The organism is Pseudomonas sp. CYM-20-01, from assembly GCF_023169845.1.
GTDB lineage: Bacteria > Pseudomonadota > Gammaproteobacteria > Pseudomonadales > Pseudomonadaceae > Aquipseudomonas > Aquipseudomonas azotoformans.
Window position 1 is genome coordinate 6,218,378 of sequence record NZ_AP025169.1, and the last position, 10,401, is coordinate 6,228,778.

At 54.1% G+C, this 10,401-nt stretch carries 17 protein-coding genes; all 17 read right to left on the minus strand.

Going from position 1 to position 10,401, the window contains the following annotated elements; genetic code table 11:
* Positions 1–4 precede the first annotated feature (4 nt).
* Positions 5–319 (minus strand): 50S ribosomal protein L24, encoded by a 315-nt coding sequence (gene rplX / locus M2497_RS28375; protein ID WP_003176416.1) that lies wholly within the window; start codon positions 317–319, stop codon positions 5–7.
* Between the two features lie 11 nt (positions 320–330).
* Positions 331–699 (minus strand): 50S ribosomal protein L14, encoded by a 369-nt coding sequence (rplN, locus tag M2497_RS28380; protein WP_002555479.1) that lies wholly within the window; start codon positions 697–699, stop codon positions 331–333.
* A gap of 23 nt (positions 700–722) precedes the next feature.
* On the minus strand, positions 723–989 hold the full coding sequence (gene rpsQ / locus M2497_RS28385; RefSeq protein WP_003176419.1) for a 30S ribosomal protein S17: 267 nt from the start codon (positions 987–989) through the stop codon (positions 723–725).
* A 2-nt stretch (positions 990–991) separates the two neighbouring features.
* Positions 992–1,183 carry a 50S ribosomal protein L29 gene (gene rpmC, locus M2497_RS28390; protein WP_002555481.1) on the minus strand — a complete coding sequence of 64 codons (192 nt, stop codon included), beginning with the start codon at positions 1,181–1,183 and terminating at the stop codon, positions 992–994.
* Positions 1,183–1,596, minus strand: coding sequence for a 50S ribosomal protein L16 (gene rplP, locus M2497_RS28395; protein ID WP_003176421.1), 414 nt, complete (start codon positions 1,594–1,596; stop codon positions 1,183–1,185). Before rplP ends, rpmC begins: the two co-directional genes overlap by 1 nt.
* 12 nt (positions 1,597–1,608) lie before the next feature.
* On the minus strand, positions 1,609–2,295 hold the full coding sequence (gene rpsC, locus M2497_RS28400) for a 30S ribosomal protein S3 (RefSeq protein ID WP_003176422.1): 687 nt from the start codon (positions 2,293–2,295) through the stop codon (positions 1,609–1,611).
* A 13-nt stretch (positions 2,296–2,308) separates the two neighbouring features.
* Positions 2,309–2,641 (minus strand): 50S ribosomal protein L22, encoded by a 333-nt coding sequence (gene rplV / locus M2497_RS28405; RefSeq protein ID WP_003103908.1) that lies wholly within the window; start codon positions 2,639–2,641, stop codon positions 2,309–2,311.
* 11 nt (positions 2,642–2,652) lie between these two features.
* Complete coding sequence (gene rpsS, locus M2497_RS28410) at positions 2,653–2,928, minus strand: 30S ribosomal protein S19 (RefSeq protein WP_003232420.1); 276 nt, start codon at positions 2,926–2,928, stop codon at positions 2,653–2,655.
* Positions 2,929–2,944: 16 nt separating this feature from the next.
* Complete coding sequence (gene rplB, locus M2497_RS28415) at positions 2,945–3,769, minus strand: 50S ribosomal protein L2 (protein ID WP_003186055.1); 825 nt, start codon at positions 3,767–3,769, stop codon at positions 2,945–2,947.
* Between the two features lie 14 nt (positions 3,770–3,783).
* Positions 3,784–4,083 (minus strand): 50S ribosomal protein L23, encoded by a 300-nt coding sequence (gene rplW / locus M2497_RS28420; protein ID WP_002555488.1) that lies wholly within the window; start codon positions 4,081–4,083, stop codon positions 3,784–3,786.
* Positions 4,080–4,682: a 50S ribosomal protein L4 gene (rplD, locus tag M2497_RS28425; protein ID WP_003176424.1), complete on the minus strand. Its 603-nt coding sequence runs from the start codon at positions 4,680–4,682 to the stop codon at positions 4,080–4,082. The genes rplW and rplD overlap by 4 nt, the downstream gene beginning before the upstream one ends.
* Before the next feature lie 12 nt (positions 4,683–4,694).
* The gene (gene rplC, locus M2497_RS28430) at positions 4,695–5,330 is read right to left on the minus strand and encodes a 50S ribosomal protein L3 (RefSeq protein ID WP_003194649.1); all 636 of its coding nucleotides are present in this window, start codon (positions 5,328–5,330) and stop codon (positions 4,695–4,697) included.
* Positions 5,331–5,411: 81 nt separating this feature from the next.
* Positions 5,412–5,723 carry a 30S ribosomal protein S10 gene (rpsJ, locus tag M2497_RS28435; protein WP_003186070.1) on the minus strand — a complete coding sequence of 104 codons (312 nt, stop codon included), beginning with the start codon at positions 5,721–5,723 and terminating at the stop codon, positions 5,412–5,414.
* Between the two features lie 159 nt (positions 5,724–5,882).
* On the minus strand, positions 5,883–7,076 hold the full coding sequence (gene tuf / locus M2497_RS28440; RefSeq protein ID WP_003176426.1) for an elongation factor Tu: 1,194 nt from the start codon (positions 7,074–7,076) through the stop codon (positions 5,883–5,885).
* 30 nt (positions 7,077–7,106) lie between these two features.
* Complete coding sequence (fusA, locus tag M2497_RS28445) at positions 7,107–9,212, minus strand: elongation factor G (RefSeq protein WP_010206921.1); 2,106 nt, start codon at positions 9,210–9,212, stop codon at positions 7,107–7,109.
* A gap of 30 nt (positions 9,213–9,242) precedes the next feature.
* Positions 9,243–9,713: a 30S ribosomal protein S7 gene (gene rpsG / locus M2497_RS28450; RefSeq protein ID WP_002555493.1), complete on the minus strand. Its 471-nt coding sequence runs from the start codon at positions 9,711–9,713 to the stop codon at positions 9,243–9,245.
* Positions 9,714–9,831: 118 nt separating this feature from the next.
* Positions 9,832–10,203 carry a 30S ribosomal protein S12 gene (gene rpsL, locus M2497_RS28455; protein WP_002555494.1) on the minus strand — a complete coding sequence of 124 codons (372 nt, stop codon included), beginning with the start codon at positions 10,201–10,203 and terminating at the stop codon, positions 9,832–9,834.
* Between the last annotated feature and the right edge of the window lie 198 nt (positions 10,204–10,401).

The following is a 10,401-nucleotide window of genomic DNA, read 5'->3' on the forward strand; positions in this document are numbered from 1 at the left end:
GTGTTCAAGCATCAACCGCTTTTTGGGTCGACTTGAAGACACGAATTTTCTTACCGTCTTCTACTTTGAAACCAACGCGGTCAGCCTTGTTGGTTTCGCCGTTGAAGATGGCGACGTTAGAAGCGTCCAGCGGAGCTTCTTTCTCGACGATACCGCCCTGCACGCCCGACATCGGGTTAGGCTTGGTATGACGCTTGACCAGGTTCAGACCACCGATAACCAGACGGTTATTAGCGAGAACCTTAAGCACCTTACCGCGCTTACCTTTGTCTTTGCCGGCGATCACGATGATCTCGTCGTCACGACGAATCTTTTGCATGTCGGATCTCCTTACAGCACTTCTGGGGCGAGCGAGACGATCTTCATGAACTTCTCAGTACGAAGCTCACGGGTCACTGGCCCAAAGATACGGGTGCCGATCGGCTCTTGCTTGTTGTTCAGAAGAACAGCAGCGTTGCCATCAAAGCGGATAATGGAGCCATCAGCACGACGTACGCCGTGGCGAGTGCGGACTACAACAGCAGTCATCACTTGGCCTTTTTTCACTTTACCGCGAGGAATTGCTTCCTTCACGGTAACTTTGATGATGTCACCGATACCAGCGTAACGACGATGGGAGCCACCCAGCACCTTGATGCACATAACACGGCGAGCGCCGCTGTTATCGGCCACATCGAGCATGGATTGAGTCTGAATCATATAATTTCTCCGACCCCTAGTCCTTAGACTTCCACAGCGCGTTCGAGAACATCAACCAGTGCCCAAGACTTGGTCTTGGCCAGCGGACGAGTTTCACGAATAGTGACTTTGTCGCCGATGTGGCACTGATTGGTTTCGTCGTGCGCGTGCAGCTTAGTCGAACGCTTAACATATTTACCGTAGATCGGGTGCTTAACGCGACGCTCGATCAGAACGGTGATGGTTTTGTCCATCTTGTCGCTGACAACACGGCCAGTCAGCGTACGGACAGTCTTTTCGGCTTCAGCCATGATCACTTACCTGCCTGCTGGTTGAGCACAGTCTTCACGCGAGCGATGTCACGCTTAACTTGCGAGAGCAGATGAGACTGCCCCAACTGGCCAGTTGCTTTCTGCATACGCAGATTGAACTGGTCGCGCAGCAGGCCGAGCAGTTGCTCGTTCAGCTGCTGTGCGGATTTTTCACGAAGTTCATTCGCTTTCATCACATCACCGTCCGTTTAACAAAGGAGGTGGCGAGCGGCAGCTTTGCAGCAGCCAGGGCGAAAGCCTCACGCGCCAGCTCTTCAGAAACACCCTCGATTTCATACAGGACTTTGCCTGGCTGAATCTGGGCTACCCAGTATTCCACGTTACCCTTACCTTTACCCATCCGAACCTCGAGAGGTTTTTTGGAGATCGGCTTGTCCGGGAATACACGGATCCAGATCTTGCCGCCACGTTTCACGTGACGGGTCAGTGCACGACGCGCTGACTCGATCTGACGAGCGGTGAGACGACCACGAGCTACAGACTTCAGCGCGAACTCGCCGAAGCTGACTTTGCTACCGCGCTGAGCCAGACCACGGTTGTGGCCTGTCATCTGCTTGCGGAACTTCGTACGCTTAGGTTGCAACATTTGGCGTACCCCTTACTTAGCAGCTTTTTTACGAGGCGCTGGTGCTTGTGGTTTCAGTTCTTCTTGGCGACCACCAATTACTTCGCCTTTGAAGATCCAAACCTTTACACCGATCACACCGTAAGTGGTGTGAGCTTCGTAGTTGGCATAGTCGATGTCGGCACGCAGGGTGTGCAGTGGCACACGACCTTCGCGATACCATTCAGTACGTGCGATTTCAGCACCGCCGAGACGACCGCTCACTTGGATTTTGATGCCTTTGGCACCAATGCGCATGGCGTTCTGTACAGCGCGCTTCATAGCGCGACGGAACATTACGCGACGCTCCAGCTGCTGAGCTACGCTCTGCGCAACCAGCATACCGTCGAGCTCCGGCTTGCGGATCTCTTCGATATTGATGTGCACAGGCACACCCATTTGCTTGGTCAGGTCCTGACGCAGTTTCTCAACATCTTCACCTTTCTTCCCGATAACAATACCTGGACGAGCGGTGTGGATGGTGATACGTGCAGTTTGCGCCGGACGATGGATATCGATACGGCTTACGGACGCGCTTTTTAGTTTGTCTTGGAGATACTCACGCACCTTCAGATCAGCGAACAAGTAGTCCGCATAAGTCCGACCGTCTGCGTACCAGACGGAGGTGTGCTCCTTGACGATTCCCAGGCGAATGCCAATGGGATGTACTTTCTGACCCATCTCTTCGACTCCGTTACTTGTCAGCAACCTTGACAGTGATATGGCAAGACCGCTTGACGATGCGATCAGCACGGCCTTTGGCACGTGGCATGATGCGCTTCAGCGAACGCCCTTCGTTGACGAAAACGGTGCTGACCTTCAGGTCATCAACGTCTGCGCCTTCGTTATGCTCGGCGTTGGCTACGGCCGACTCCAGCACTTTCTTCATGATCTCGGCGGCTTTCTTACTGCTGAAAGCCAACAGGTTGAGCGCTTCGCCCACCTTCTTCCCGCGGATCTGGTCGGCGACCAAGCGGGCTTTCTGGGCGGAGATTCGAGCGCCCGACAACTTAGCGGCTACTTCCATTTCCTTACCCCTTAACGCTTGGCTTTCTTGTCTGCCACGTGCCCACGATAAGTGCGGGTACCGGCAAACTCGCCTAGTTTGTGGCCGACCATGTCTTCGTTCACGAGAACTGGGACGTGCAAGCGACCGTTGTGTACAGCGATGGTCAGACCGACCATTTGTGGCAGGATCATCGAACGACGCGACCAGGTCTTAACTGGTTTGCGATCGTTCTTTTCCGCCGCCACTTCGATCTTCTTCAGTAGGTGAAGATCAATAAAAGGACCTTTTTTCAGAGAACGTGGCACTGTCGTATCCCTCTATTTACTTGCGACGACGGACGATCATTTTGTCGGTACGCTTATTACCACGAGTCTTCGCGCCCTTAGTCGGGAAGCCCCATGGCGATACCGGATGACGACCACCAGAGGTACGACCTTCACCACCACCGTGTGGGTGGTCAACCGGGTTCATGGCAACACCACGAACGGTTGGGCGAACGCCACGCCAGCGTTTGGCACCAGCTTTACCCAGCGAACGCAGGCTGTGCTCGGAGTTCGAGACTTCGCCCAGGGTCGCGCGGCATTCAGCCAGCACTTTACGCATCTCACCAGAACGCAGACGCAGGGTCACGTAGACACCTTCACGAGCGATCAGCTGAGCCGAAGCACCAGCGGAACGAGCGATTTGCGCGCCTTTACCTGGCTTCAATTCGATGCCGTGTACGGTGCTACCAACTGGAATGTTGCGCAGTTGCAGAGCGTTGCCCGGCTTGATCGGTGCCAGGGCACCTGCGATCAGCTGGTCGCCAGCGCTCACGCCTTTAGGGGCAATGATGTAGCGACGCTCGCCATCTGCGTACAGCAGCAGAGCGATGTGAGCAGTACGGTTTGGATCGTATTCGATACGCTCGACAGTGGCAGCGATGCCATCTTTGTCGTTGCGACGGAAGTCGACCAGACGATAATGCTGCTTATGGCCACCACCGATGTGACGAGTGGTAATACGACCATTGTTGTTACGACCACCAGACTTCGATTTTTTCTCGAGCAGCGGTGCGTGAGGAGCGCCTTTATGCAGCTCCTGGTTGACCACCTTGACCACAAAACGGCGGCCAGGGGAAGTCGGTTTGCATTTAACGATTGCCATGATGCACCCCTTCCTTACTCAGCACTGCTGCTGAAATCGAGATCTTGGCCTGGCTGAAGGGAGATAACTGCCTTCTTCCAGTCATTACGCTTGCCCAGACCGCGAGCAGTGCGCTTGCTCTTACCCAGAACATTCAGGGTAGTAACACGCTCTACTTTCACGCTGAACAGGCTTTCGACGGCCTTCTTGATTTCCAGCTTGGTTGCGTCAGTTGCAACCTTGAAAACGAACTGGCCTTTCTTGTCAGCCAGAACCGTAGCCTTTTCGGAAACGTGCGGGCCAAGCAGAACTTTAAATACGCGTTCCTGGTTCATCCCAGCAGCTCCTCGAATTTCTTCACGGCCGACACGGTGATCAACACCTTGTCGTATGCGATCAGACTAACTGGATCGGAACCTTGCACGTCACGTACATCAACGTGTGGCAGGTTGCGAGCAGCCAGGTACAGGTTCTGATCAACAGCTTCCGACACGATCAAAACGTCGGTCAGGCTCATGTTGTTCAGTTTGCCCAGCAGATCTTTGGTTTTCGGGCTTTCAACAGCGAAGTCCTGAACCACGACCAGACGGTCAGTACGCACGAGTTCAGCAAGGATGGAGCGCAGAGCTGCGCGGTACATCTTCTTGTTGAGCTTCTGCGAGTGATCCTGCGGACGAGCTGCGAAAGTGGTACCGCCGCCACGCCAGATTGGACTACGGATAGTACCGGCACGAGCACGGCCAGTACCTTTCTGACGCCAAGGGCGCTTACCGCCACCACGTACGTCGGAACGGGTCTTTTGCTGCTTGCTACCTTGACGGCCGCCGGCCATGTAGGCCACGACTGCTTGGTGAACCAGCGTCTCGTTGAATTCGCCGCCAAATGTCAGTTCGGAAACTTCGATCGCTTGAGCGTCATTTACATTTAATTGCATGTCAGCTTCCCCTTAACCGCGAGCCTTGGCCGCTGGACGTACAACCAGGTTGCCGCCAGTAGCGCCAGGAACAGCACCCTTGACCAACAACAGATTGCGTTCAGCGTCGACGCGCACTACTTCGAGGGACTGCACGGTCACGCGCTCAGCGCCCATATGACCGGACATTTTTTTGCCCTTGAATACACGACCAGGAGTCTGGCACTGGCCAATAGAGCCCGGGACGCGGTGGGAAACGGAGTTACCGTGAGTGTTGTCTTGGCCACGGAAATTCCAACGCTTGATCGTACCCTGGAAGCCTTTACCTTTGGACTGACCGGTTACATCAACCAGTTGACCAGCAGCGAAGATTTCAGCGTTGATCAGATCGCCAGCCTGGTAGTCACCGTCTTCAAGACGGAACTCCATAACAGTGCGACCAGCTGCAACGTTTGCTTTAGCGAAGTGGCCTGCTTGAGCAGCAGTCACACGCGAAGCACGACGCTCGCCGACAGTGACTTGCACTGCACGATAGCCATCGGTTTCTTCAGTTTTGAACTGGGTGACGCGATTCGGCTCGATCTCAATGACCGTGACCGGAATGGAGACACCTTCTTCGGTGAAAATACGGGTCATACCGCATTTACGACCGACTACACCAATAGTCATGTTGTAAACCTCATGAGTGTACGGGGCTTTCACCCGCTATGGCCGCCCATTTCAGAGCGTTACACGACTAAGACCCGAGTCTTAGCCGAGGCTGATCTGTACTTCCACACCGGCCGCCAGATCGAGCTTCATAAGTGCATCAACGGTTTTATCCGTTGGCTGGACAATGTCCAGTACGCGCTTATGAGTACGGATCTCGTACTGGTCACGCGCGTCTTTGTTGACGTGCGGGGAGACCAGAACGGTGAACCGCTCTTTACGGGTAGGCAGTGGAATTGGACCACGCACTTGTGCACCAGTACGTTTCGCGGTTTCCACGATTTCCTGGGTGGATTGGTCGATCAGGCGATGGTCAAAAGCCTTCAACCTGATACGGATTTGCTGATTTTGCATTGGATTTCAGACTCCGGCTGCTATTCCCAGCGAGCGCAATACGCCCGTTAAAAGGAGGCGCAATTCTATAGACGGCCCTGATAGGTGTCAACCCAATAAAAAAGGCCCCCGCTGAGCGGGGGCCTTTTCAAAACATCAGAGCTATCTCAGAAGAGATAATTACTCGATGATTTTAGCTACGACGCCAGCACCAACGGTACGGCCGCCTTCACGGATTGCGAAACGCAGACCGTCTTCCATAGCGATGGTTTTGATCAGGGTGACAACCATTTTGATGTTGTCGCCTGGCATTACCATTTCTACGCCTTCCGGCAGTTCGCAGTTACCAGTCACGTCAGTAGTACGGAAGTAGAACTGTGGACGGTAGCCTTTGAAGAACGGAGTGTGACGACCGCCTTCTTCTTTGCTCAGCACGTACACTTCAGCTTCGAACTTGGTGTGCGGCTTAACCGAACCTGGCTTAACCAGAACCTGGCCACGCTCAACGTCGTCACGCTTGGTACCACGCAGCAGAACGCCGCAGTTCTCGCCAGCACGACCTTCGTCGAGCAGCTTACGGAACATTTCAACACCGGTGCAGGTGGTGACGGTAGTGTCACGCAGACCAACGATTTCCAGTGGATCTTGAACCTTGACGATACCGCGCTCGATACGACCAGTTACAACAGTACCGCGACCGGAAATCGAGAATACGTCTTCGATTGGCATCAGGAACGGCTTGTCGATAACACGGACTGGATCTGGGATGTAGCTGTCCAGAGTCTCAACCAGCTTACGAACGGACGTGGTGCCCATTTCGTTGTCGTCTTTGCCTTCCAGAGCCATACGAGCAGAACCGATGATGATCGGAGTGTCGTCACCTGGGAAGTCGTAAGTGCTCAGCAGATCGCGCACTTCCATCTCAACCAGTTCCAGCAGCTCAGCGTCGTCTACCAGGTCAGCCTTGTTCAGGTAAACCACGATGTACGGAACGCCTACCTGGCGGGACAACAGGATGTGCTCACGGGTTTGTGGCATCGGACCATCAGCGGCCGAGCAAACCAGGATAGCGCCGTCCATTTGAGCAGCACCGGTGATCATGTTCTTCACATAGTCAGCGTGACCTGGGCAGTCAACGTGAGCGTAGTGACGGATCAGCGAGTTGTATTCAACGTGCGCGGTGTTGATGGTGATACCACGAGCTTTTTCTTCTGGCGCGCTGTCGATTTTATCGAAATCAACGATTGCGGAACCGAAAACTTCGGAGCAAACGCGAGTCAGAGCAGCAGTCAGAGTGGTTTTACCGTGGTCAACGTGACCGATGGTGCCAACGTTGACGTGCGGTAGGGAACGATCAAATTTTTCTTTAGCCACGACAATTAACTCCTTGCCTAAAGGACTGAATCAGCCTTGTTTTTTGGATACAGTTTCAGCGATGTGCGCCGGAGCTGTGTTGTATTTTTTGAATTCCATAGAGTAGCTTGCGCGACCCTGGGACATGGAGCGAACGTCGGTCGCATAACCGAACATCTCACCCAACGGAACCTCGGCGCGAATCACTTTGCCGGAAACCGTGTCTTCCATACCCAAGATCATGCCGCGACGACGGTTAAGGTCGCCCATGACATCACCCATATAGTCTTCAGGTGTAACAACTTCTACCGCCATGATTGGCTCAAGCAACTCACCACCGCCCTTCTGGGCCAGTTGCTTGGTTGCCATGGAAGCAGCCACCTTAAACGCCATCTCGTTGGAGTCGACGTCGTGGTAAGAACCGTCAAAAACGGTTGCTTTCAGGCCGATCAGCGGATAGCCGGCAACAACACCGTTCTTCATCTGCTCTTCGATACCCTTCTGGATAGCAGGGATGTATTCCTTAGGAACCACACCACCTACTACTTCGTTCACGAATTGCAGACCTTCCTGACCTTCGTCAGCAGGAGCAAAACGGATCCAGCAGTGACCGAACTGACCACGACCGCCGGACTGACGAACGAACTTGCCTTCGATTTCACAGTTTTTCGTGATGCGCTCACGATAGGAAACCTGAGGCTTACCGATGTTGGCTTCGACGTTGAACTCACGGCGCATCCGGTCAACCAGGATGTCCAGGTGAAGCTCGCCCATGCCGGAGATGATCGTTTGACCAGTCTCTTCATCAGTTTTGACGCGGAAAGATGGATCTTCCTGAGCAAGCTTGCCCAGAGCGATACCCATTTTTTCCTGGTCATCCTTGGTCTTAGGCTCTACGGCAACCGAAATAACCGGCTCCGGGAAGTCCATGCGAACCAGGATGATTGGCTTGGCAGCGTCGCACAAAGTCTCACCCGTGGTGACGTCCTTCATGCCGATCAGGGCCGCGATGTCACCAGCGCGCACTTCCTTGATCTCTTCACGGGCGTTTGCGTGCATTTGCACCATACGACCCACGCGCTCTTTCTTGCCTTTAACCGAGTTGATCACGCCGTCGCCGGAGGCCAACACGCCCGAATAAACGCGGACGAAGGTCAAAGTACCCACGAATGGGTCGGTAGCGATCTTGAACGCCAGAGCCGAGAACGGCTCGCTGTCATCGGCGTGACGCTCCATTTCTTCTTCCTCGTTATCAGGGTTGGTACCCTTGATAGCAGGAATGTCGGTTGGAGCCGGCAGGTAGTCGATAACGGCGTCGAGAACCAGGGGAACACCCTTGTTCTTGAAGGAAGAACCGCAAACAGCCAGGACGATCTCACCAGCGATAGTACGCTGACGCAGAGCAGCCTTGATTTCCACGTTGGTGAGCTCTTCACCTTCGAGGTACTTGTTCATCAGCTCTTCGCTGGCTTCGGCCGCAGCCTCAACCATGTTGTTGCGCCACTCGTCAGCCAGTTCCTGCAACTCTGCAGGGATAGGCTTGCGAACAGGAACCATACCTTTGTCGGAATCATTCCAGTAAACAGCTTCCATGTTGATCAGATCAATCTGACCCTGGAAGTTGTCTTCGGAACCGATAGCCAATTGGATTGGCACCGGGGTGTGACCCAGACGCTGCTTGATCTGACCGATCACGCGCAGGAAATTGGCACCAGCACGGTCCATCTTGTTTACATAAACAAGACGTGGAACGCCGTACTTGTTGGCTTGGCGCCATACGGTTTCCGACTGAGGCTCAACACCCGAAGTACCGCAGAACACAACGACAGCGCCGTCGAGTACGCGCAGGGAACGCTCAACTTCAATGGTGAAGTCTACGTGACCCGGGGTATCGATTACGTTGAAGCGATGCTCGTCTTTGTACTGCTTCTCGGAACCTTTCCAGAAGGCGGTAATAGCAGCAGAAGTAATGGTAATACCACGCTCCTGCTCCTGAACCATCCAGTCTGTGGTCGCGGCGCCATCATGCACCTCGCCCATTTTGTGACTTTTGCCGGTGTAAAACAGTACGCGCTCGGTGGTGGTGGTTTTACCAGCATCCACGTGAGCAACGATACCGATGTTACGGTAGCGGCTAATCGGAGTAGTACGAGCCATAAAGCCCTCGCAAAATTAGTGAAGCTAAGATTAGAAGCGGTAGTGCGAGAAAGCTTTGTTAGCTTCAGCCATACGGTGCACGTCTTCACGCTTCTTAACAGCAGCACCTTTACCTTCAGCAGCGTCCAACAGCTCGCCGGCCAAACGCAGAGCCATAGACTTCTCGCCGCGCTTACGGGCGAAGTCTACCAACCAGCGCATTGCCAGAGCGTTACGACGGGACGGGCGAACTTCGACCGGAACCTGGTAAGTAGCACCGCCTACACGGCGCGACTTCACTTCGACCAGCGGAGCGATGGCGTCGAGAGCTTTCTCGAAGATTTCCAGGGGATCGCTGTTCTTGCGTTCTTTAACCTTCTCCAGCGCGCCATAAACGATACGCTCGGCAACGGCTTTCTTGCCGCTTTCCATCACGTGGTTCATGAACTTGGCCAGGATTTGGCTTCCGTATTTTGGATCGTCAAGCACTTCGCGCTTGGCTGCTACGCGTCTTCTTGGCATGGATAAGCCCTCAAACGGTCTTCAGGTTCGCTCGGAATCGGTGCCCTTTCGGGACGCCTCCGACCTTACTCTTATCGACTCAGAAAATAAGATGATTCAGTGTTACAAAAAGCCGCTACTACTTAGGCTTCTTGGTACCGTACTTCGAACGACCCTGGTTACGACCTTTAACGCCGGAAGTATCCAAGGAGCCGCGTACGGTGTGGTAACGAACACCTGGCAAGTCTTTTACACGACCGCCGCGGATCAGTACCACGCTGTGCTCTTGCAGGTTGTGACCTTCACCACCGATGTACGAGGAAACCTCGAAACCGTTGGTCAGGCGCACACGGCATACTTTACGCAGTGCCGAGTTAGGTTTTTTCGGCGTAGTGGTATACACGCGAGTGCATACGCCACGACGTTGCGGGCAGTTCTGCAGCGCAGGCACGTCGGATTTCTCGACGATACGCTTACGCGGCTGACGTACCAGCTGGTTGATAGTTGCCATCTACTAGCTCCACTGTTGTCTTGCGACGCTATTGTCTTGCAAGAAAAGCAAAATGGCAGGAACGAATTCCCGCCAAATTTAGGGGTACAAGAGTCTAAAGAGGATCTTGTCCCCAGTCAAGGCAAGGCCCCGACCTCCCCTCTCATCGAACCGGGACAAAACTGCCTCGATCCGACGAATGGGGGCTGCCAGGGCCCG